We start from the raw sequence: 21,598 nt of genomic DNA on the forward strand, positions 1-21,598 counted from the left end.
TTGATGTCGTTGAACACGATGGTGGCGCCGCAGTTGGCCATAGCGGTAGCGATGGCGAAGCCGATGCCGTAGGATGCGCCGGTGATCAGCGCCACTTTGCCGGTCAGGTCAAAGGATTTTGCAGTACAGACAGACATGGTTATTTACCTCCCAAATGATTGGATTTTGTCAAAACAGGTCACGGTTCCGCCAGCCGCCGCATAAAGTCCAGATCCGCGGCGTCCCGGGAAAGCTGGACTTCCTCCCGCAGGAGGGGCAGGTCAGGGCGGCAGCGAACCAGCCAGGAATGAATGGCGGTGTAATCCATCACGCCCTGACCCAGTCCCCGGGGACAATAGGTGTCCCCCTCCAGGACAAAGTCCTTGATATGCATGGCCCGGATGCGGGGTCCGAACGCTTCCAGCCATGCGGTCCAGATCTCTCCCTGGCGGGGCTGATCCCGGCGTTTGAGCACGTTGGCCGGGTCCAGAATCAGGGCCAGATGCTGCGGGTCGGCCACCCGTTCCAGAAGGGCCTGGGTCCGCTGGATGCTGTCCAGCGGGTACCAGAACACCGGTTCTATGGCGAACACGCCGCCGCACCGGGCCGCTGCCTCGGTGATCCGCAGGACGCTGTCCTCCAGAAGGGGGAACCGCCGGGCCTTTTCTTCGGCGTCCAGATGCTCATAGCTGCTCTCGCTGCCGACGCAGCGGGCGCCCATGGCATTCTGGAGGTTCAGGCAGTGGATGACATTTTCCACAGCGGCGCGGCGGGTAGCGGAATCGGGGCTGCTCAGATCCATATAACAGCCCAGGACGCTGATCTCCACGCCGGCATCCTGAAAGGCTTTTCCGATGGCGGAAGCGTCATCCAGGGTGAGCTGGCGGTAGCTCTCCACCCCCAGCAGCCCCTTGACCGGGGCCAGCTGGCAGGCATTGTACCCTCTGCCCGCCAGCAGGGCCGCCAGATCTCCGGGGGTGTGGCGGCCATAATCGTGGGCGCGGCAACCAAGTTTCATGGCGGACCTCCCGGGTTACAGGTGCTGCAGCGCCTCGGCCAGGGCCAGAATGGTCAGGGACTGACCATAGGCCATGGGGGCAATGAGAATGTTTTTATAGTGGTCCGCGTTCATTCCCATGCCGGTGCCGCCGGAGACGTTCAGCACGGTGCCGTCGGTGTCGATGTTCCGCAGCAGAGCCTGGATGGCGCGCTGGGCGCAGTCCAGATAGGAGTCGTCCAGAATCCCCATCCGGATGCCCTTGAGGATGCCGCAGGTGATGGCTGCGCTGCCGGATACCTCCTCATAACTGGTGGGGTCGTCCAGAACGGTGTGCCACAGTCCGCTGGGGGCCTGCAGGCGCTTCAGGGCGGCCACCTGAGCCTTGTAAGTGTCCAGAATGAAGGTCTTGACCCCGGCGTTCAGAGTGCCCTTGAACATATCGATGTAGTCCAGGATGCCCAGGGTAAACCAGCTGTTGCCGCGGCACCAGAACACCCCGCCGAAATTGTCCATCCGGTTAAAGCTCCAGCCGTGGTAGAACAGCCCGGTATGGGTGTCATAGAGGTACTTGATGTGGATCAGAACCTGATGCATGGCCTCGTCAATCCATTCCTGCCGGTTGTACTTCAGGCCCATCCGGTTGAGGAACAGCACCGTCATGAACAGGGTATCAATCCACAGCTCGTTCTCGTTGAGCCGCACCCCCAGCCGGTCGCCGTTGGCGCTGGTCACATGCTGAAAGCCGTTTTCCTGGGTCCGGGGCAGGCAGTGCATCAGCCAGTGGGCCCAATCTTTGCACAGGGCCTCATATTCATCGTTATGGCACAGCTCGTTCAGCTCCACCAGGGTCAGCAGCGGGGTGGTGGTGTTGATATTGCGGCTGGGCAGGCCCAGGGCCAGGTTCTGGCGGAACCAGTCGTCCAGAAACTCCCGGTACTCCTGGCAGTGGTCGCACTGCATCACCTTCAGCAGGCCATACAGGCCTACCCCCTGGGGCCAGTCCCATTCCTGGATGCCGAAGTCCCGCTTGAAAAAGCCGATGGCTTCGCCGCCCTCTTTCAGGCTGTCCTCATTCTCAGGGCCGCCCAGGTGCATCAGTTTCTGAATCACCAGATCCAGCTTTTCCCGTAATTCCTTTTCATTGATTTTCATAGCTCTGTGTCAGGAGTTGACTCCTTTTCCTCCCTTGTAAGATTGTCGGCCGGCTGCATAAAGTCGGTGGAAACATCAAAAGCGGTCACGGTGTGCAGGGTTCCACGGTATCGCAGCGGGGAAACGGTCATATAGCGCTTGAACTCCCGCTCAAAGTGGGTCAGGCTGTTGTAGCCCACCCGCTCCGCAATGGTTGAGACGCTCCATTTGGTTTTTTCCAGGTATTCCCGGGCCTTCTGTATCCGCAGAATGGTCTGGTATTCGCTGACCGAATATCCAATCACCCTGCGGAACAGGCGGCACATATAAAACTTGCTGAGGTAAAACTGCGCCGCCAGCTGGTCCAGAGAATGCTGCTCGGCGTAGTGCTGGGTGAGATAGTCCGCCAGCTGGTACACGCATTTGTACTTTTCATCCTGGTACAGGGGCAGGATGGATTCCCCGGCGGTCAGCTCCCGCACCAGGCTCAGGAGCAGCAGCACGGTGTTGGCCTCGATGGCCTGGACGTAGCCGAAGGCGCGGCGGGTTTCTTCTTCCTGAAAGCGTCCGCACATCTGCAGGAAGAATTCCTGCTGCCGCGGGTTCAGGTGGTAGATGCCCGGATTTTTGCGGAAAAAGGCGGCAAAGTTCAGATCCGGGAACTTGGCGTCCATCTGGGCCATCTTCTGGCTGGTGATGTACAAAATCATCCGCTCATACCCCGGCTCACAGTGGTCGGGACAGCGGGTCATATGAATCATGTCGCTGTCAATGAGGACCAGGTCCCCTTTGCCGGCCAGAAAAGAGCGGTTGTTGAAAAAGAACTGCCGGTAGCCGTCCATGATGTAAAAAATCTCGTATTCATCGTGAAAGTGGCGGACGCTCATGTTGTGTTCGCGGCGGCGGTTCACATGCTCCAGAGAGATGCCGTTCACCGAGGCGCCATACGCAACAAAGCCGGTTTCTTCCATGGGGTCTCCTTCCTGAGCCGGGCAGGGGCTCCTGGCTGCACCGGGGCAGCCCTTTCTGTCAAACAGCTGTTTCTGCAGCTATTATAGCATACCGAACAGGCCCGGCAAGCCAAGGCTCAAAGCGGGGATGAAGGTCACCAGCAGCAGGCCGATCACAATGGCTCCAAAGTAGGGGATAAGGCGGGGGACCACCTTTTCCACCTTGAGGTTGGCCACGCTGCAGCCCACAAACAGGACGCTGCCCACCGGCGGGGTGATGGTGCCGATGGCCAGGTTCATGACCATCATGACGCCGAACTGGACGGGGTCCATGCCGATGCTGTTGATGACCGGCAGGAAGATGGGGGTGAAGATCAGCAGGGCGGGGGCCATATCCATGAAGGTGCCCACAATCAGAAGGATCAGGTTGATGATGAGGAGCAGAATGTACTTGTTGTCGGTGACCGACAGCAGGGCATTGCTGATGGCCTGGGGCAGGCCGGTGAAGGACAGAACGAAGGAAAGCACCGAGGATGCGCCGATGACCAGCATGACGATGGTGGTCATGGTGGCGGTATTGACCAGGATGTCCTTGATTTCGGACAGCTTGATGCTGCGGTAGATCAGGACCGACAGCAGGAAGGCATAGACCACGGCGATGCCGCTGGCCTCAGTGGGAGAGAACACGCCGCCCAGAATGCCGCCGATGATGATGAGAATCATAAAGAGGCTGGGCACGGCGTCCCAGATGGTCTTGAGGACCTGGGAAGCGGTGAGTTTCTGTGCGTTGCGAACCACATAGCCGTTCTTTTTGGCGAAGCAGAAGGCCACCACCATGCACAGGCCGGCCCACAGCAGGCCGGGAATCCAGCCGGCAATGAACAGAGTGGCCACCGAGACGCCGCCGCAGGCGGCCGAGTAGATGATAAAGGCGTTGGTGGGCGGGATCAGCTGGCCCACAGGAGCCGTGGCGATGTTGGTGGCGGCGGAGAATTCCTCCTCATAGCCGGCGTCCTTTTCGGGTCCGTTCAGGACGCTGCCCATGGCGGAAGCGGCGGCAATGCCCGAGCCGGACAGGGAGCCGAACATGGCGTTGCCTGCAATGTTGGTCAGGGCCAGGGAGCCGGGCACCTTGCCCAGCACCAGCATGGCCAGGTTCACCAGGCGCTGCGCCAGGCCGCCGCTGCCCATCAGGTTGCCGGCCAGGATGAAGAAGGGAACCGCCAGCAGGCTGAAGCTGTCGATGCCGGTGGTGAGCTTCTGGGCGGCAATGAACATGGCGAACTTGGGGGAAAGGAACATGGTGATGGTGACGGCGGCGGAAGTGATGATGCTGAAAGACACCGGCGTCCCCATGATGAGCAGGAAGGCGAACAGGATGATCAATACGATCGCGGCTGAAATCTCCATTTATTTGACCTCCTCACAGCTGTTTTTCAGTTCGGCGGCATGGTCCATCAGGCGGGGAATGCTGTAGAGCACCATCAGCACACCGGAAACCGGCACGCCGCTGTAATACACCTGCATGGGGATCTGAAGGGCGGCCGACACCTGGCCTGCCGCATTGGAAGTAACCATGATGCCGCCGGCAATCATGATGACCACGCTGATGAGAAGAATCAGAATATCGTTGAAGATTTTGTCCATGGCCAGGCCCTTGGGGGTAAAGGTGCCGGTAACAAAGCCGATGGAGATGTGCTTGTCCCGGCCATAGGCATAGGGGACGCCCAGCATGGTGGTCCAGATCAGGACGTATTTGACAAATTCCTCGGTCCAGTCGCTGGGATTCTGCAGGACAAAACGGGTGAAGATCTGATACACGCACCCGAACACCATCAGGACCACCATGATGGACAGGATCACTTCCAGGATTTTATCCAGAAGCGCGGTTAAACGTTTCATTGCGCTTTCCTCCTCGCTCAGTCGGCGTAATTCTGAATGTCCTCGTACAGGGCGCGGTATTCATCGCCGCGGGCGCAGTATTCCTGATGGATGGGCTGCACCGCCTCAATGAAAGCGGTCTTGTCGATATCGTAGTAGATATGGACTCCATGCTCCTGGGCCTCTGCAATGGCGTCGGCCATCATGTCGCTGTACAGGCTCTTGAAGTTTTCATTGGTCTTTTCCAGGCTTTCCACCAGGGCGGTCTGCTGTTCCTGGGTCAGACTGTTCCAGGTGTCGGTGCTGATGATGTAGATATCGGGGGAGTACTGGTGCTCGGTGTAGGTGTAGGATTTGACCAGGTCCTCGTGGCCGTTGACGGTGAGGGCCAGCTCGGTGTTCTCCGCGCCGTCCACCATGCCCTGCTGCAGGGCGGTATAAGTCTCGCTGGAGGACATGGGAACCGCCGAGCCGCCCATGGCCTCGATCATCTCCATGGAGGTGGAACTGACCATGGACCGGATCTTTTTGCCGGCCAGCACCGACGGGTCGGTGACGGCCACATCTTCTTTCAGATAGAAGTTGCGGGAACCGTTGGCGTAGTAGCCGATGGCGATGAAGCCCTGGTCCGCTGTGGAGGTGAACAGATCCTTGACGGCCTGGCTCTCCTCCATGGCGGTGTAGTAGTGATCCTGGTCCACAAACAGATAAGGGATGGCAAAGATGGCATAGCGGTCATCAAACTGCTCCAGGGTGTTGGAGCTGACCTTGGCCATGTCCAGGATGCCGGCCTGGACCATCTCGATTTCCTCGTTTTCGGTGCCCAGCACACCCGAGGGGTAGATCTTTACCTCCATGTCGGTATCGGTCTGCGCCACAAAGTCCGCAAACAGGGCGATGGAATCCGCAATTTCGGAGCCTTCCTGCTGGTTGTGGGCCAGACGGATCTCGGCCGCGGAGGAGTTGTTGGAGCTGTACACCTGGACAAAGGTGCCGGCTGCCACCAACAGGGCAGCCGCACAGACAGCCGCGCCGATTTTCTTTTGAATGGTCATGGATTTTCCTTTCTTCCCATTTTTTGAAAGCTGTGCGCTGGACTATTGCGCGTCAGTTTTCATCAGAACCTTCGATATCATGCATGATTTACGTGCTTATTGTACCATTTAGCCACGGATGCGTCATCCGAGTATCTTGCAAAAATAAAAAAGAATTCAAACTATCTTGCGCTTCATTGTGGAAAACGAAGAGCTTTGCTCACATATAGCTCAAAATAAGTGATGCGTTTTTGTGCATTTTGACAATTCACGCTCCAGGTCAATGCGTAATCAACCTATTTTATAGATCCATCTGTAAAAGGAAAACGCGGAACCTTTTCTCTGAAAATTCTGTATAAGTCCTTTCTATCGTATTTTATCTGTGCTATCATAAAAACAAAAAAGAATGCTCGATTCTGGTTAGAAAGGATGTATCTGCATGGAACCAGCCCGGACCCAGACCCATTTTCTCGCCCATCAGACTGAGGACAAAACTCGTGCCCAGACCATCCTGGAACATCTGCAGGGCACAGCTGCCCTGGCCCAGGACTTCGGAGCCGCCTTCGGGGCAGAGGAACAGGCCCGGCTGGCCGGTCTGCTCCACGACATCGGCAAATACAGCGAAGCCTTCCAAAAGCGGCTCCAGGGCCAGGCAGTCACCGTTGACCATTCCACCGCCGGAGCAAAGGAAGCTTTTGCCCAGCGGCAGCTGGAGGCTGCTTTTGCGGTGGCCGGACACCACGCTGGTCTGCCAGACGGTGGTGCCGCCACAGACAGCCCGGAAGGCAGCACCTTATGTGCACGGATGAAGCGAACCACCCCCTCCTGCGATGCCTGGCACACCGAGCTGCCCGCTCTGCCTTCGGCCCGGCGGCCGCCCCAGATCCCGCCGGATAATCTGAGCGAAGCCTTTTACATTCGGATGCTGTACTCTTGCCTGGTGGACGCAGATTTTCTGGACACCGAAACCTTTATGCAGGGCCGCGCCGCCCCCCGGGGCGGATACGATTCCATTCCGGTTCTGTTCCAGCGCCTGCAGCAGTACATTGCCCCCTGGCAGAATCCCACCACCCCCCTCAATCAAAAGCGCTGTGAAATCCTGGAGCAATGTCTCCACGCCGGGCAAACTGGAACCAGTGGGCTCTACACCCTGACGGTTCCTACAGGGGGCGGCAAAACAATTTCTTCTCTGGCTTTCGCCCTGGCCCATGCTCAGGCCGCCCACAAGGACCGGGTGATTTATGTGATCCCTTATACCTCCATCATCGACCAGACCGCCGAAATTTTCCGGAAAGTGCTGGGAGAAGAAAACGTCATCGAGCATCACTCCGGCGCAGACTACCAGGTGAATGGAGACCAGACCGATCCTTCCTTTTACCGGAAAGCTCTGGCCGCCGAAAACTGGGACGCTCCGGTCATCGTCACCACGTCGGTGCAATTCTTTGAATCTCTCTACGGGAACCGTTCCTCCCGCTGCCGCAAACTTCACAACATCGCCAATAGCGTGGTCATCTTTGACGAAACCCAGGCTCTGCCGGACTCCTGCCTGCTGCCCTGCGTGGAGGCCATCGGGCAGCTGGTTCAGTATTACCGGGTGACAGCGGTGCTTTGCACCGCCACCCAGCCAGCCCTCCAGCCTCTGTTTGCAGAGCTGGCGCCCCATCTTTCCATCCGGGAAATCTGTCCTGACACCCAGGCGCTCTACAGCTTTTTCTGCCGGACCACCCTCTGTCAGGCCGGCGCCCTTTCCCTGGAAGACCTGGCCGTCCGGATGAACGCCCAACCCCAGACCCTGTGTGTGGTCAACCGCCGGGCCACCGTTCCGGAACTGGGCGCCCTGGTGGCACCGGAAGGCCGCTACTGCCTGACCACCCTGCTCTGCCCAGTTGATCGCAAACGCCTGCTGCACCAGATTCGTTCCCGCCTGCAGGAGGGGCTTCCCTGCCGGGTGATCTCTACATCCCTGATTGAAGCCGGTGTGGATGTAGACTTTCCCGCCGCCTGTCGGGAGGAAGCCGGCCTGGACTCCATCTTGCAGACCGCAGGTCGCTGCAACCGGGAGGGCAAACGGGATGTGGCGGACAGTCTGGTCTCGGTATTCCGTCTGGAAGGGGTACGGCCCCTTTCTTCCATACAGGCCGGCGCAGACGCCGCACACAATGTCCTGAAGCAGTGTTCCGACCCCGCTAGCCCCCAGGCCATTGAGGCTTACTTCACCTTTTACCGAACCTTGAAAGGCAAAGCCTCTCTGGACGTTCACGGCGTGTTGGATGCGTTCTGCAAGGGAATCCAGGGCTGTATGCTTCCCTTTGCCTGGGTGGCGGAACATTTTCACCTGATCGACTCTCCTACCGTCACCCTCTACATTCCTGTGGATCAGGGGCAAAGCCTGATCAACCAACTGCGGGCCGGGTATGCCAGCCGCTCTCTCTACCGGAAGCTGGGACAGTATGCCGTCAACATCTACCCGGACCACCTGAAAAACCTGCTGGATGCAGGCGCCGCAACGCCGCTGGACGGTGGCAGCTATGTCCTAACGGATCTTTCTCTCTACAGCCGCGATACCGGCCTTGCCCTACAGGCAGAGACCGGAAAAGCTCTTTTTGGATGATGGCATAAGAAAAGGGCGGCAAGATCCTTCCTTGCCGCCGCTTTCCTACAAAGTACATCTAATTTTTTCTATCCACAGCAGTTGCTGACGCCTTTATTATATCGAATCATGGGGCTGAAGGCAAATTCACCCCTCAAATTTCACAATTTACATGCGGTTGATTTGGACGATGCAACAAATCTGTCGGTTTGTCTTGACAGTTTGGGGGATCGGGTATAGAATCATATCGTAATCAATTGTAAATTACATTTAATTGAAGAAAGGAGTTGTTACAGTGATCCAACTGGAAGTCTGGGGGCCTTACGCCCTGTTCAGCAGGCCCGAGCTGAAGGTGGAGCGAGCTTCGTATGACGTGCCCACCCCTTCGGCGGCCCGCGGGATGGTGGAAGCCATCTATTATCATCCTGGTCTGCGGTGGCACATCGACCGCATTTATGTGATGAATCCCATCCGCTTTGTCAGCATCCGGCGCAACGAGGTCATGAGCAAAATTTCGGCCCGCAATGTGCGCCAGGCAGCCCAGGGCGGCAAACAGGATTTATACCTGGCCACGCCCCAGGAAATCGTACAGCGTTCCTCCCTGCTGCTGCAGGATGTCCACTATGTCATAGAGGCCCATTTTGATATGACCGACAAGGCCTCTCCGTCCGACAATCCCGGCAAATTTCAGGATATTGTCACCCGCCGGATGGAGCGGGGCCAGTGCTTCAACACCCCGTATCTGGGGTGCAGGGAGTTTTCCGCGTCCTTCCGGCGCTGGCCGGGCGGCCCCATTCCCACCATCCCGGAAACCCGGGATTTGGGCCTGATGCTGTATGATTTCGACTATTCTGATCCCCAGCACATTACCCCCACCTATTTCCGCGCCAAACTGGACAACGGCGTTCTGAACGTTCAGGATTGCGAGGTGCTCCGATGATCCTGCAGGCACTTACCCACTATTATGAGGATTTGCTGAACCTTGGCACCATTGCCCGGCCCGGCTGGAACCTCGCCAAAATTTCCTACGGATTGCTGCTGGACGACGACGGCCATCCGGTGCAGCTGCTGCACCTGCAGCAGGAAGTCTCCCGGGGTAAAAAGATGGTTCTTGCCCCGCAGGAATATTCCCTCCCCGCCCCTGTCAAGCGTTCTTCGGGGGTGGCGCCCAATTTTCTCTGGGATAACAGCGGCTATCTGCTGGGCGCAGACAACAAGGGCAAGCCCCAGCGAACCGCCCAATGTTTTGCAGCCGCCAGGGAACTGCATCTAAGTCTCCTGCGGGACGCAGATTCCCCTGCTGCCCGGGCCATTGTACGCTTTTTTGAGAACTGGGACCCCGCTCGGGCCGCAGACTGTCCCGTCCTGCAGGAAGACTGGGAGGACCTGATGAAGGGCGGCAATCTGACCTTCTGGTACCAGGGCCGCCCGGCTGCGGAGGACCCCGTCATCTGTGAGGCTTGGCAGCGCCACTATGACGGCGGAGACGACGCCGGCGAACCGGATATTCTCTGTCTGGTCACCGGCCGCCGCGGCCCCCTGGCCCAGCTTCATCCCAGCATCAAGGGGGTGGCCGGCGCCCAGAGCAGCGGCGCTTCACTGGTGTCCTTCAACGCCTCTGCCTTCTGTTCCTATGACCACGAGCAGGGAGCCAATGCTCCCACCAGCGAATATGCCGCCTTTGCCTATGCAACAGCCCTGAACACCCTGCTGGCCGACCGCAACCACGTCTGCCGGGTGGGAGACACCACGATTGTACTGTGGGCCGAGGGAGCCGGCAATGCCTATCAAGACTGCGCCATGGCCGCCCTGTTCGGCGGTATGGGCTCCGATGCCCCTGCCTACCAGGAAAACGATCTTCTGAACGCCCTGAAGCAGTTGGCCAGCGGCCATGCCATTGACTGGGAGGAAAGCCGGTTGGACCCCAATACCCGGTTTTATGTTCTGGGACTTGCCCCCAATGCTGCCCGTTTGTCGGTCCGCTTTTTCTGGCAGAACAGCTTCGGACAGCTGGCCCAAAATCTGGACGCTCATTATAACCGTCTGCGGATCGTCCGTCCCTCCTATGACCAGACTTCGTCTCTCACGGTCTGGCGCATGGTGCTGGAAACGGTGCGCAAAGTGCCCGCCGGGTCCAAACGCCCCGAACCCAGCCCCCGTCTGGCCGGCGATCTGCTGCTGGCTATTCTGAACAATGCCCCTTACCCCGCCACTCTGCTGGACGGCGTCCAGCTCCGCATCCGTGCCCAGCAGGATATCAGCTGGGGACAGGCTGCCATCCTCAAAGCGTACTATCTGCGCAATTCCGGCAATCAACAGCTCAAGGAGGTTATGACCATGGAATTGAACGAACAAAGCACCTATCTACCCTATGTGTTGGGGCGTCTGTTTTCGGTTCTGGAAGCTGTGCAGCAGCGCGCCAATCCGGGGATCAACACCACCATCAAAAACCGCTATTTCAATTCGGCATCTGCCACCCCGGCTCTGGTCTTCCCCACCCTTATCAATCTGGCTCAGAAGCACCTGAACAAGTTGGACGGCGGCATTGCTACTTATTACGACAAACGTCTCACCGAACTGAACAGCCGTATCACCGAGACCCTGCCCGCCCGGATGACACTACCGGAACAGAGTGCATTCCAGATCGGATATTATCACGAAACCCAGAAGCGCTACACCAAGAAGGAGGAGAAGTAACCATGTCCGAGCCCATCAAAAACCGCTATGATTTTGTCATTCTGTTTGATGTCGAAAATGGCAACCCCAACGGCGACCCCGATTCCGGCAATATGCCCCGGGTGGACCCGGAAACCGGCTATGGCCTGGTGACCGACGTATGCCTGAAGCGGAAAATCCGCAATTATGTGGAGACGGCCAAAGAGGACGCCGAGGGCTACCGAATCTACATCAAGGACCAGGTTCCCCTCCAGCGCAGCGACGCCGAAGCCCTGTCCTATCTGGGGGTTGACAAGGACCTGAAGGCAGCCAAAAAGGACGACCCCACCCTGGACGTCAAAATCCGTGACTTCATGTGCCACAACTTCTATGACATCCGCACCTTCGGCGCGGTGATGACCACCTTTGTCAAAGGCGCTTTGAACTGCGGCCAGGTCCGGGGACCCGTTCAGCTGAGCTTTGCCCGCAGCGTGGACCCCATCCTGCCCCAGGAAATTACCATCACCCGGGTGGCCATCACTACCGAGGCCGATGCCGAGAAAAAAGGCACCGAAATGGGCCGCAAGTACATTGTCCCCTATGGCTTGTACCGGGCCGAAGGGTATGTCTCTGCCAATCTGGCCCGCAAGGTCACCGGTTTTTCGGAGGAAGACCTGCAGCTTCTGTGGCAGGCCATCCTGAATATGTTTGAAAATGACCACAGCGCCGCCCGCGGCAAGATGGCGGTGCGGGAACTGATCGTCTTCAAGCACGACAGTGAGCTGGGCAACGCCCCCGCCTACAAACTGTTTGACGCAGTTCATGTGGACCACGCCGCCGGCGTGACGGTTCCCCGCAAGTACAGCGACTATGTGGTGACGGTGGATCAGCAGCTGCCTGCCGGCGTCACCTGCGAAAGACTGTCCTGATGGACACCGACGGTTACCTGATGATGTCCGGCATCCAGCACTTTTCCTTTTGCCGGCGTCAGTGGGCTTTGATTCACCTGGAGCAGCAGTGGGCCGAAAACCTCCGGACCACCGAAGGGCAGCTGCTGCATCAGCGCTGCCACAACGAAACCTTCCATGAAAAGCGTGGAAATCTCCTGGTGGTGCGGGGGATGCGTGTCGTCAGCCACCGCTTGAAAATGACTGGCACCTGTGACGTGGTGGAATTTCACGCCGACCCCGAAGGCATTGCACTGGATGGATTTCCAGGCCTTTGGCTTCCTGTACCGGTGGAGTATAAACATGGCTCCCCGAAAATCAACGATGCGGATCGTCTCCAACTCTGCGCCCAGGCAATGGCGCTGGAAGAAATGCTGGTCTGCACCATCCCGCAGGCGTTCCTTTTCTATGCCGAGACCCGACGTCGAGAAACCGTGGAACTTACGCCGGAGCTTCGCCAGAAGGCCCAGTCCATGGCGGAGGAAATGTCCCGTCTCTTTGCCCGAGGTTATACGCCCAAGGTGAAACCCGGAAAGCACTGCAACGCCTGTTCCTTGAAAGAGCTTTGTCTGCCTGTCCTATGCCGCCGCGCCGATGCTGCCGGGTACGTTCGCACCTACCTGCTGGAATCCGAAGGAGAAATACCATGCGAAAGCTGCTGAATACCCTGTTTGTCCTGACCGAAAGCAGCTATCTGACCCTGGACGGCGAAAACGTTGTCATCAAGCAGGACCAAACCGAAACGGCCCGTTTCCCGCTGCACACTCTGGAGGGCATCCTCTGTTTTTCCTATCCGGGCGCTTCTCCTGCCCTGATGGGCGCCTGTGCGCAGCGGAACGTAGATTTGGCCTTTTTTACACCCCGCGGGCAGTTTTTGGCCCGCTCGGTCGGCCAGACCCGAGGCAACGTATTGCTTCGCCAGCAGCAATTTCGCGCTGCCGATGACCCCGGCGTCTGTTGCCGGTACGCCAAAGGATTTCTCCTGGGGAAAGTATATAACGCCCGCTGGGTCCTGGAACGTGCCACCCGCGATCATCCGCAGCGCGTTCCCGTGGAAACCCTCAAGACGGTCTCGGCCCAGCTGGCTGCTGCCTTGCCCAAAATCGAGGATGCCATGACCACAGAGGAACTTCGCGGCATCGAAGGAGAAGCTGCCCAGCTGTATTTTGGCGTTCTGGATCATCTGATTCTGCAGCAGAAAAAAGACTTTGCCTTTGTCCGCCGCAGCCGGCGGCCGCCTCTCGATCCCGTCAACGCACTTCTTTCCTTCGCCTATACCCTGCTGGCCCGGGACTGCGCCGCTGCACTGGAAGGCGTCGGTCTGGACCCCTATGTCGGCTTTCTGCATACCCCTCTCCCCGGGCGCACCAGCCTGGCCCTTGATCTGATGGAAGAGCTGCGCACCGCCTTTGCAGATCGCTTTGTTCTGACCTGCATCAATCAGAAAACCATCCTCTCCAAACACTGCATTCGCCAGGAGAGCGGAGCCGTTCTTCTGACCGACGAAGGGCGGCGCGCCTTTCTGACTGCCTGGCAGCAGCGCAGACAGCAAACCATCCAGCATCCCTTCCTTGGTGAAAAGATTCCATGGGGGCTTGTCCCTTATGTTCAGGCCCTTCTGCTGGCCCGCACCCTGCGGGGAGATCTGGATCGGTATCCTCCTTTCTTTTGGAAATAAACGGGTGGTTCTATGTTGGTTCTTGTCACCTATGATGTGAACACCGAGACGGCCGCCGGCCGGCGCCGTCTGCGCAACGTGGCCAAAGCTTGTGTCAATTATGGCCAGCGGGTTCAAAACTCCGTTTTTGAATGTATGCTGGATGCGGCGCAATACGCTCTGTTCAAAGCCGAACTGGCTGCACTGATTGATCCGGAAACGGACAGTCTCCGTTTTTACTGTCTTGGCAATCACTATGCATCCAAGGTGGAGCAGATCGGACTTACGCCCCAATGGCCCCAGGACGGAATCCTTTTAGTGTAAAGGACGGGATTGCTTTCAGCCGCCTCTGTGCGAGCCGGAAGTCCGCAGAACTTTCACGCTTTCCTCGCACCGGATTCTGACTGTTCCTGGATGGTAAAAGTATAAATTGTCTCCTTCATTCATTGCAGGCTGCATAAAATACAGATGTCTTTTTTGTCAGCCTTATCTTTGTGAACAAATGTCAGCGGTTATATTCTCATTTGACCGTCACATTTGCTGTCGCCCTCCTCGCGGAGGGCGTGGATAGAAATTCCGGACAATGCCCGCGCATGGCGGCCTCCAGCGGTCGCCCTCCTCGCGGAGGGCGTGGATAGAAATATAGACAAGAGGAATGCCTTGCAGCTCAACCCGGTCGCCCTCCTCGCGGAGGGCGTGGATAGAAATATCGGTTTCCACCGGCAGCATGGTGAGCTTTACGCGTCGCCCTCCTCGCGGAGGGCGTGGATAGAAATCTGGCCGGAACGGTAACCGGTATCCACTACGCCGGTCGCCCTCCTCGCGGAGGGCGTGGATAGAAATCAACCATCAGTGGCTCAACAACGAAAGCAGCGGCGTCGCCCTCCTCGCGGAGGGCGTGGATAGAAATTGTAAGAACTGCATGGTGTTGTTACCATAGTCATGTCGCCCTCCTCGCGGAGGGCGTGGATAGAAATTGGAAAGCCCCTGCTGGTAACTGTGGTCCACACGGGTCGCCCTCCTCGCGGAGGGCGTGGATAGAAATAGACCAGTGCAACGGACTCTACCAGCCCGCAGGGTCGCCCTCCTCGCGGAGGGCGTGGATAGAAATCCAGAAGGCTCCCGATACTGCCCACGCTGCCCACCGTCGCCCTCCTCGCGGAGGGCGTGGATAGAAATGCAACGTACCAGCCGATCAGCTGTCTGAAACGGGTCGCCCTCCTCGCGGAGGGCGTGGATAGAAATTAGCTTCCACTGCCGCCATGGGCGCTCCCGTCCGGTCGCCCTCCTCGCGGAGGGCGTGGATAGAAATTGGGCGGCTCCGGGTGGAGGATAACCCAGCCCGCGTCGCCCTCCTCGCGGAGGGCGTGGATAGAAATAACCAGGCGTACACGGGTCAAAGCCCGGTCAGCGTCGCCCTCCTCGCGGAGGGCGTGGATAGAAATGAGGCTGTCCAGCCGGAGGGCTTGGGCGGCCTCCGTCGCCCTCCTCGCGGAGGGCGTGGATAGAAATAGCAGGAATTTGTGCAAATGAGTCTGAAACCGGGGTCGCCCTCCTCGCGGAGGGCGTGGATAGAAATAACGGAGCAACCGGAGCAGGGAGCGGGAGCAGCGCGTCGCCCTCCTCGCGGAGGGCGTGGATAGAAATCTGGTTCAGGACTGCCATTTCTCCCAGGTTTGCCAAGTCGCCCTCCTCGCGGAGGGCGTGGATAGAAATATCGGCCAGGAACTGTTGGAAGTCCTGGAAGTAGTGTCGCCCTCCTCGCGGAGGGCGTGGATAGAAATAAGGACGTGACCTGTGATGCTGCGATTGGCGATGTCGCCCTCCTCGCGGAGGGCGTGGATAGAAATCAAAAGTATCTCGGACTTTGCAAGAACCACAGAACGTCGCCCTCCTCGCGGAGGGCGTGGATAGAAATAGCTCTCCGCCCCAGGCGACCATGCGCCGCTTATGCAGGTCGCCCTCCTCGCGGAGGGCGTGGATAGAAATACAGCGACCCGGCTATAACGGCGTTGTACGCCCGTCGCCCTCCTCACGGAGGGCGTGGATAGAAATAATGAGACCCCGGTCTGCGGGTCCAACTGCATCGGTCGCCCTCCTCACGGAGGGCGTGGATAGAAACACAAAGGCCTGCATCTGCGCCAGGCCATCTGCCGCCCGTGTCTAAAACATAACGCCAATGGGGATGGACGTCCAGGGCGGCAATGCCGTTCATTTCATCCTTGACATCCAGACACAGCGGTATTACTCGGGCATCCATTCGGCAAAGTAGATCGCCATCTGTGCGTGGATCGTACTCCAGTCCTGCCGCCGTCCGGCCCTCTTTTTGGTAATGTCCATCATGGCCAGATGCAGCATTTTCAGCAGGCTGTCATCGGTGGGGAATACGGACTTGGACTTGGTTACCTTGCACAGCTGGCGATTAAATCCCTCAATGTTATTCATGGTAGATCAGCCGCCGGACCTCCTGGGAATACTTGAAGTAGGTACTCAGATTTGCCCAGTTGTCTCTTCAGGACCGGGAGATTTTCGGGTATTTCTTGTCTCAGCGCTCCCCAAAGACGTCGCGACCTGCTCATCCACAACGGCCTGGTGGATGATACAGTTCTGGATCTCGGTCTGAGAGAATCTTGCATGGATGGCTGTGTCAAATCCCATGAAGTTATCTGTGCATCCGGCAAAAACACACTATATACCGCCGTTTTTTAAGTCGTTCAGTACAGCTGCTCAGAACTTGGCTCTCTCATTTTCTCCGTCCACATTCCCAGAACATCTTTTCTTCCGTCCAGATCGACCCCAATGGTAATGTAGACGGCCTTCTTCACAATCTGGCCTTCACTACGAACGTGGTAGCAGATGGCGTCCAGAAAGATCACTGTATAGATGGACTCCAGCGGCCGCTGCTGCCACCCTTTGGCGATGGGAAGAATCTTATCTGTAATCCGGTTTATGGTGCTGTCTGAGACAGAAATGCCGTAGATCTTCAGGCTTATGCTGGTCTGGTTCTTTTTAGCACCTGGGGTTCAAATTCCCCCTTTCGATCCCGAGACACCTAAACTTCCACATCTCCAAAGCTGGTCCGAAGAGTTTTACTGCTGTAGCCTATATCCTCATCCAGTTCTGCTTCCAGACCATTTTCCATGAACTCGGCAATGCTTTCTTTGGACAGGTTCTGGATGTCATCCATGCTGCCGATATTTACCATCTGCAAAAGTTCACGGACCTTCTCTCGACGGGCATTCTCTTCTGGGCTGCGATTCTTTCTGGCCAGACGTAATTCCTCTTGTGTGGTGCTTCTATTCTACACCTCTTAGGAGTTTTTCACAGATTATAGGAGAGTCTTGTGTTTGATGCCGGATCGTTAAATTCGCCAATTTCAGAAAAAACAAGCAGGTACAGAAAAGACCGCACCGGTTGCCCGATGCGGCCTTATGCCATCACGCAAAGGTGATGTGCAGCGTCTTGCCCAGACAAGACGCCATTTTTTGCAGAAACTCCAACGAAGGGTTGGCATTCCCGTTTTCAATGCGTGAGATGTTTGCTTGGTGCCCATCTTTTCAGCCAACTGTTTCTGAGTCAGTCCAACAGCCTTCCGACTGGCGATCGCTGCACGAATCACTTCGTACTGCGGTTCCAGGCGGTCATACTCTTCCTTTACTTCCGGGTTTTCTGCAAATACCTCCTTTTTGTAATCGCTGTACCTCATCTGCACACTCCTTTTACAATCTTCTTTACTCCTATTAACTTTGGTATGAGATACGCTTTTATGAATTCCGATGCTTGAAATCATCCATTCGGTTGGTTTGACAGATATATAAAGAAATGTAATTTTATTTAATCTCAACGAGAAACTCTCCTGCGGCAATCTTTAGACAAACAGCTGCGGGAGAGTTTTTGCCTGTAAAGTCTTTTATTTCATGATATGATCATCGTATCATTTAGAGGCACATTATCTTGTCGGAAGAGGCATATTCTCTGCGTCTCACCGATCTTTCGGTATAAGGGAAGTGGATCAGCTGATTCGCGGTCAACATCTCCGTCAGAGCCGTTTGGAGGCTTTACTTTGCGGTTTGTTCCTCTGCCTCCAGCTCTTGCGAAATGTTTTTTCTTTAAAACCAAAACAGCCGCCGCCCGGGACCCAAGCCTCGGACGGCGGTTGTTGTTTATGTCTTTTTACAGCAGGATGCAGATCAGCCCGGTGCAGCCCTCGTTGATGACCCGTTCCAGGGTCTCCTGCATCCGGGTGCGGGCCTCCTGGGGCATATGCAGCAGTTTGGCCTGGAGGCCTTCATTCACCAGCTCGTGGAGGCTCTTGCCAAAGATATTGGACTCCCAAATCTTCACCGGGTCCTCCTCAAAGCCGGACAGCAGGCTCTGGACCAGCTCCTCGCTCTGGCGCTCACTGCCCACAATGGGGCTGATTTCGGTGCGGATCTCTGCCCGCATCATGTGGATGGAAGGGGCGCTGGCTTCCAGGCGGACGCCGTACCGGCCGCCCTGGCGGATGATCTCGGGCTGTTCCAGCCGCAGCTCGTCGATGGAGGGCATCACGATGCCGTAGCCGGTGGCCTCCACCTGTTCGATGGCGCTGCGCAGCCGCTCGTATTCCTTTTTGGCGCGGGCCAGCTCGATGATGCAGGGCATCAGGCCCGCCTCATCGCCGATCTCCAGGCCCGTCTGCTCGCTGAGCACCTGATAGAACACGTCGGGCTTCAGCTCCACCGTCACCTTGACGCTGCCTTCGGCCAGGTCCATCCCCGTCACCGCCGACCGCTGCACCGCGTCGCAGGCCAGGGCCTCCCCGCCTTCGGCGGCCCGCAGGTCCTTCATACGGGCGATACTGGCCGCAAAGTTCAGCGCCGCCTCGTACACGCTGCTCTGAAGCCAATGGCCGCTGTCCAGCATGGTCACCCACCGGGGCATGGCAAAATCCAGTTCCCGCACCGGGAACTCATACAGCACCGACTCCAGAATCTTTTCCAGGGCGGCGGCGTCCAGGTCCACGCAGCTCACCGGCAGCACCGAACGGCCATACCGCTCCTCCATCCCTGCCGCCAGCTGGCGGGTCTCGGGAGAGTCGGGATGGGCACTGTTGAGCAAAATCACATAGGGTTTGCCCAGCTCCTCCAGTTCCCCGATCACCCGGGCCTCCGCCTTTTCGTAGCCGGCCCGGGGGATATCGCTGATGGACCCGTCGGTGGTCACCACCACCCCGATGGTGGAATGGTCCCGGATCACCTTCTGGGTGCCGGTCTCGGCCGCCAGGTCGAAGGGTACCGCCTCATCAAACCAGGGGCTCTTGACCATCCGGGGCTTTTCGTCCTCCTCGTGGCCCATGGCTCCCTCCACCATGTAGCCCACGCAGTCGATCAGCCGCACCCGGCATTCCCCGCCCCCTTCCAGCTGGAGGGGGACCGCCGTCTCCGGGATGAACTTGGGCTCGGTGGTCATGATGGTCCGGCCCGCCGCCGACTGGGGCAGTTCGTCCCGGGCCCGCGCCCGGGCCGCCGTATCCCCCAGGACCGGCAGCACCAGCTCCTCCATAAACTGTTTGATGAAGGTGCTCTTTCCGCTGCGCACCGGCCCTACCACGCCAATATAAATATCGCCGCCGGTCCGCTGGCCAATCTCCCGATACAGTACAGGATTCTCCACTGTGTACCTTCCTCCTCTCAGGCCCCGGGCACCAGCAGGCGGCGCGCCGCCGCCAGGGTGCGGGTGTCGGGTTCCAGGCCGTTGGCTTCCAGCATCTGGCCCGGCGATACATGGAACCGCCGCGCAATATCAAACAGTTCCTCCCCCGGCTGGGCGTAATACACCCGCAGGGAGATATCCGGGTCGGCGGGGGCCAGGAGGTCCCCGATCTCAATGCTGCTGACAAAGGGCCGGCTCTCCCGTCTCAGCACCGCCCCCTGGGCCCGGACGGTGACCGTGACTTCCAGGTTCCCGCCGGCACAGCCCGCCTGGACGTCCTGGGCCGACAGCCAGCACTCGGGAATCAGCTCCCCCGTCTCTTTCACCGGCAAGGGCAGCGTCAGCTCGGCCGACTTGTCGTAGCTGTCGATCTCATCCAGGCTGTTCTGGCCAAAGGCCGTCACCAGCACCCGGGCCGTCAGCACCGGGCCGTCCTCCCGCTGTTCCACCGCCGCCGGGCCAAAGGCCACAAAACAGGCCAGAAGCCGGGTGTTTTCATCCGGCAGCGGACCCGAACAGGTCACCGCCGCCGTGTCGTCCAGCTTGCAGGCCAGCTGTTCCGTCGTCAGGGGGGCCGACTCGCTGCGGACCTGGTACTGGGTGGAAAAGGCGTCGGTGACGCAGTTCAGCTCATAGGGACGCCAGGCCCGCAGGTGCAGCATGGAGGTGGCGGTGAGCTTGCCGGGGCTGCCGTCCTCCCCCTCCGCCACGGCAAACCCCACCGGCTCCACCGCGCACTGGCACAGGCAGTCCTCGGTGAGGCCCTCCACGTCCAGAATCTGATTGAAGGGTATGGTGGCCGCCTGGCCCAGCAGCGCGGCGCTGCCTTTGGCCCGCCAGGCGCACTGGGCGTGGATTTCGCCCTTGACCACCGCTTTGCCGTTGAGAATCTTCATCTCCCCCACGACGGCGCTGCCCGACACGTCCAGGATCGCCGCGGGGGGCTGGTCAAAGACCACCGTCCCGTCGGCGGCCATCAGCTTGTCAAGCACCGCCGCCCGCTTTACCCCCCGCAGGGTGGCCTGGCGCTGCTGGATGCCGCAGTCCGCCAATGCCGTGACCGCCTCGGTGCTGCACTGGGTGGACACCGATGCCACCAGGCCATAGGCCCCCCGCACCTCGATGCGGCGGGGATTCACCGCCCGGCAGTTGATGTATTCGGTCTCCCCCTCCACCGACGCGTTCCAGGAGGTAAAACTGAAACTGGGCAGGTCCAGCGCCTTGTTGAAGGGGATCTTCTGCTCGGTCTGGCACAGTCCCGCCCCATCCTCCCCCTGATAGTAGACGGTACAGCGGATGTACCCCTCCAGCGTCAGCTTGCCCGGCTGCAGCTGCTTTTGCAGCACCACCGGCCGGGCAAAGCATTTCACAATCTTAAACACCTGGGGCAGATAATCGGAGATGAGAATCTCCGTCTCCACCGGGATTTCCGCCTTGACGGTGCAGCACCCGCCGCCGGCGTAGAGAATATCACGGAATACCTTCAGTTCCATGTTCACGGCGCTCCTTTCCTGTCCTTTGTACGGCGCATGGTTCATTGTATGCGGCGCAGCGTGGGACCAGAACCGACGCTTCCGCCCTACCGTTACACACACTCTATGTCTTTTAGCTTTTGTTCGCTGCGCTAGGCCCAGAGGGGGAGGGAGGGGGTTTCGACTCCCGCTCCCTAGGTCCGGGTTGCCGTTACCCAAATTTTCAGCGCGGGGCGCTGCCTGCGGCAGATACAGCCGAGGCGGAGCAGGGGCAGCGGTCTGCTTTTTGCGAGGGCGCGACGACGCCCGAAGCAAAAACAGGGCACCGCAACCCGGAGCAGTGCTCCAATTTTCACAAGGGCGCACCGCCGCCCGCCGGGAAAATCGGCTAAGCACAAGAGGAAAACCTAGCACTAGTCCCGTTGAAAATACCAACAGAAAACCCCCGCCTCTTTTGAAGAAGCGGGGGCAAGGGTTAATTAGTTTCCTGGCCTTTCTTGATGCCGAACAGCATACGCAGAAGGCCGGCCAGGCACTTGGGGCTCTTGATGACGATAATCTGCATAGATGGTTCCCTGCCTTTCGATGGTGGTTTGCTCCATTATAGG

At 58.4% G+C, this 21,598-nt stretch carries 17 protein-coding genes, 2 pseudogenes and 1 CRISPR repeat array; of the genes and pseudogenes, 7 read left to right on the forward strand and 12 right to left on the reverse strand.

Translation table 11 applies throughout. The features are described 5' to 3' along the window. The 7 genes and pseudogenes from B5E67_RS15485 to dctP all read right to left on the reverse strand — a co-directional run. Window positions 1-137 (reverse strand): annotated as a pseudogene (locus B5E67_RS15485) (gluconate 5-dehydrogenase); the annotation flags it as partial. Between the two features lie 41 nt (window positions 138-178). Then, window positions 179-997, reverse strand: coding sequence for a sugar phosphate isomerase/epimerase family protein (locus tag B5E67_RS12390; RefSeq protein WP_087385537.1), 819 nt, complete (start codon window positions 995-997; stop codon window positions 179-181). A 15-nt stretch (window positions 998-1,012) separates the two neighbouring features. Next, window positions 1,013-2,131: a glycoside hydrolase family 88 protein gene (locus B5E67_RS12395; protein WP_087385538.1), complete on the reverse strand. Its 1,119-nt coding sequence runs from the start codon at window positions 2,129-2,131 to the stop codon at window positions 1,013-1,015. Continuing rightward, complete coding sequence (locus B5E67_RS12400; RefSeq protein ID WP_087385539.1) at window positions 2,128-3,081, reverse strand: AraC family transcriptional regulator; 954 nt, start codon at window positions 3,079-3,081, stop codon at window positions 2,128-2,130. The genes B5E67_RS12395 and B5E67_RS12400 overlap by 4 nt, the downstream gene beginning before the upstream one ends. A gap of 81 nt (window positions 3,082-3,162) precedes the next feature. Further along, window positions 3,163-4,470 (reverse strand): TRAP transporter large permease, encoded by a 1,308-nt coding sequence (locus B5E67_RS12405; RefSeq protein ID WP_087385540.1) that lies wholly within the window; start codon window positions 4,468-4,470, stop codon window positions 3,163-3,165. Beyond that, window positions 4,471-4,962, reverse strand: coding sequence for a TRAP transporter small permease (locus tag B5E67_RS12410; RefSeq protein ID WP_087365963.1), 492 nt, complete (start codon window positions 4,960-4,962; stop codon window positions 4,471-4,473). A gap of 17 nt (window positions 4,963-4,979) precedes the next feature. Then, window positions 4,980-5,996: a TRAP transporter substrate-binding protein DctP gene (gene dctP / locus B5E67_RS12415; protein WP_087365966.1), complete on the reverse strand. Its 1,017-nt coding sequence runs from the start codon at window positions 5,994-5,996 to the stop codon at window positions 4,980-4,982. A 418-nt stretch (window positions 5,997-6,414) separates the two neighbouring features. Between dctP and B5E67_RS12420 the strand changes: the two genes are divergently transcribed. The 7 genes from B5E67_RS12420 (at window position 6,415) to cas2 (ending at window position 14,148) form a co-directional block, all read left to right on the forward strand. Beyond that, window positions 6,415-8,586 carry a CRISPR-associated endonuclease Cas3'' gene (locus B5E67_RS12420; RefSeq protein ID WP_087385541.1) on the forward strand — a complete coding sequence of 724 codons (2,172 nt, stop codon included), beginning with the start codon at window positions 6,415-6,417 and terminating at the stop codon, window positions 8,584-8,586. Between the two features lie 274 nt (window positions 8,587-8,860). Then, window positions 8,861-9,505 carry a type I-C CRISPR-associated protein Cas5c gene (gene cas5c / locus B5E67_RS12425; RefSeq protein WP_242956983.1) on the forward strand — a complete coding sequence of 215 codons (645 nt, stop codon included), beginning with the start codon at window positions 8,861-8,863 and terminating at the stop codon, window positions 9,503-9,505. Further along, window positions 9,502-11,262: a type I-C CRISPR-associated protein Cas8c/Csd1 gene (cas8c, locus tag B5E67_RS12430; protein WP_087385543.1), complete on the forward strand. Its 1,761-nt coding sequence runs from the start codon at window positions 9,502-9,504 to the stop codon at window positions 11,260-11,262. Before cas5c ends, cas8c begins: the two co-directional genes overlap by 4 nt. 2 nt (window positions 11,263-11,264) lie before the next feature. Beyond that, window positions 11,265-12,149 carry a type I-C CRISPR-associated protein Cas7/Csd2 gene (cas7c, locus tag B5E67_RS12435; RefSeq protein ID WP_087249186.1) on the forward strand — a complete coding sequence of 295 codons (885 nt, stop codon included), beginning with the start codon at window positions 11,265-11,267 and terminating at the stop codon, window positions 12,147-12,149. After that, the gene (cas4, locus tag B5E67_RS12440) at window positions 12,149-12,829 is read left to right on the forward strand and encodes a CRISPR-associated protein Cas4 (RefSeq protein WP_087385544.1); all 681 of its coding nucleotides are present in this window, start codon (window positions 12,149-12,151) and stop codon (window positions 12,827-12,829) included. Before cas7c ends, cas4 begins: the two co-directional genes overlap by 1 nt. Continuing rightward, window positions 12,814-13,845: a type I-C CRISPR-associated endonuclease Cas1c gene (cas1c, locus tag B5E67_RS12445; protein WP_087385545.1), complete on the forward strand. Its 1,032-nt coding sequence runs from the start codon at window positions 12,814-12,816 to the stop codon at window positions 13,843-13,845. The genes cas4 and cas1c overlap by 16 nt, the downstream gene beginning before the upstream one ends. A 12-nt stretch (window positions 13,846-13,857) precedes the next feature. Beyond that, window positions 13,858-14,148: a CRISPR-associated endonuclease Cas2 gene (gene cas2, locus B5E67_RS12450; RefSeq protein WP_087365985.1), complete on the forward strand. Its 291-nt coding sequence runs from the start codon at window positions 13,858-13,860 to the stop codon at window positions 14,146-14,148. Window positions 14,149-14,366: 218 nt separating this feature from the next. Beyond that, window positions 14,367-15,946: direct repeats of the CRISPR family, unit length 33 nt; unit sequence GTCGCCCTCCTCGCGGAGGGCGTGGATAGAAAT. Window positions 15,947-16,068: 122 nt separating this feature from the next. Here the strand turns inward: cas2 and B5E67_RS12455 are convergent. The 5 genes and pseudogenes from B5E67_RS12455 to spoVM form a co-directional block, all read right to left on the reverse strand. Then, window positions 16,069-17,095 (reverse strand): annotated as a pseudogene (locus B5E67_RS12455) (transposase). Window positions 17,096-17,261: 166 nt separating this feature from the next. Then, entirely contained in the window at window positions 17,262-17,360 is a 99-nt protein-coding gene (locus tag B5E67_RS16110; protein ID WP_343286527.1) for a helix-turn-helix transcriptional regulator, read from the reverse strand. 637 nt (window positions 17,361-17,997) lie between these two features. Continuing rightward, a complete protein-coding gene (spoIVA, locus tag B5E67_RS12465) occupies window positions 17,998-19,479 on the reverse strand; it encodes a stage IV sporulation protein A (RefSeq protein ID WP_087385546.1) in 1,482 nt (493 codons plus the stop codon). 17 nt (window positions 19,480-19,496) lie between these two features. Beyond that, the gene (locus B5E67_RS12470) at window positions 19,497-21,011 is read right to left on the reverse strand and encodes an SPOCS domain-containing protein (RefSeq protein WP_087385547.1); all 1,515 of its coding nucleotides are present in this window, start codon (window positions 21,009-21,011) and stop codon (window positions 19,497-19,499) included. A 454-nt stretch (window positions 21,012-21,465) separates the two neighbouring features. Then, a complete protein-coding gene (gene spoVM / locus B5E67_RS15490; RefSeq protein ID WP_143405429.1) occupies window positions 21,466-21,555 on the reverse strand; it encodes a stage V sporulation protein SpoVM in 90 nt (29 codons plus the stop codon). Window positions 21,556-21,598 lie beyond the last annotated feature (43 nt).

Source organism: Faecalibacterium sp. An122 (assembly GCF_002160895.1).
Lineage (GTDB): Bacteria > Bacillota > Clostridia > Oscillospirales > Ruminococcaceae > Faecalibacterium.

What these genes read in the sequence shown, in the direction of transcription:
- B5E67_RS12420 (WP_087385541.1), top strand. Translation starts at nt 6,415, where the DNA reads ATGGAACCAGCCCGGACCCAGACCCATTTTCTCGCCCATCAGACTGAG.
- cas2 (WP_087365985.1), top strand. Translation starts at nt 13,858, where the DNA reads ATGTTGGTTCTTGTCACCTATGATGTGAACACCGAGACGGCCGCCGGC.
- dctP (WP_087365966.1), bottom strand. Translation starts at nt 5,996, where the DNA reads ATGACCATTCAAAAGAAAATCGGCGCGGCTGTCTGTGCGGCTGCCCTG.
- B5E67_RS12410 (WP_087365963.1), bottom strand. Translation starts at nt 4,962, where the DNA reads ATGAAACGTTTAACCGCGCTTCTGGATAAAATCCTGGAAGTGATCCTG.
- B5E67_RS12390 (WP_087385537.1), bottom strand. Translation starts at nt 997, where the DNA reads ATGAAACTTGGTTGCCGCGCCCACGATTATGGCCGCCACACCCCCGGA.
- cas8c (WP_087385543.1), top strand. Translation starts at nt 9,502, where the DNA reads ATGATCCTGCAGGCACTTACCCACTATTATGAGGATTTGCTGAACCTT.
- B5E67_RS12400 (WP_087385539.1), bottom strand. Translation starts at nt 3,081, where the DNA reads ATGGAAGAAACCGGCTTTGTTGCGTATGGCGCCTCGGTGAACGGCATC.
- cas4 (WP_087385544.1), top strand. Translation starts at nt 12,149, where the DNA reads ATGGACACCGACGGTTACCTGATGATGTCCGGCATCCAGCACTTTTCC.
- B5E67_RS12470 (WP_087385547.1), bottom strand. Translation starts at nt 21,011, where the DNA reads ATGGAACTGAAGGTATTCCGTGATATTCTCTACGCCGGCGGCGGGTGC.
- B5E67_RS12405 (WP_087385540.1), bottom strand. Translation starts at nt 4,470, where the DNA reads ATGGAGATTTCAGCCGCGATCGTATTGATCATCCTGTTCGCCTTCCTG.
- cas7c (WP_087249186.1), top strand. Translation starts at nt 11,265, where the DNA reads ATGTCCGAGCCCATCAAAAACCGCTATGATTTTGTCATTCTGTTTGAT.
- spoVM (WP_143405429.1), bottom strand. Translation starts at nt 21,555, where the DNA reads ATGCAGATTATCGTCATCAAGAGCCCCAAGTGCCTGGCCGGCCTTCTG.
- B5E67_RS12395 (WP_087385538.1), bottom strand. Translation starts at nt 2,131, where the DNA reads ATGAAAATCAATGAAAAGGAATTACGGGAAAAGCTGGATCTGGTGATT.
- cas1c (WP_087385545.1), top strand. Translation starts at nt 12,814, where the DNA reads ATGCGAAAGCTGCTGAATACCCTGTTTGTCCTGACCGAAAGCAGCTAT.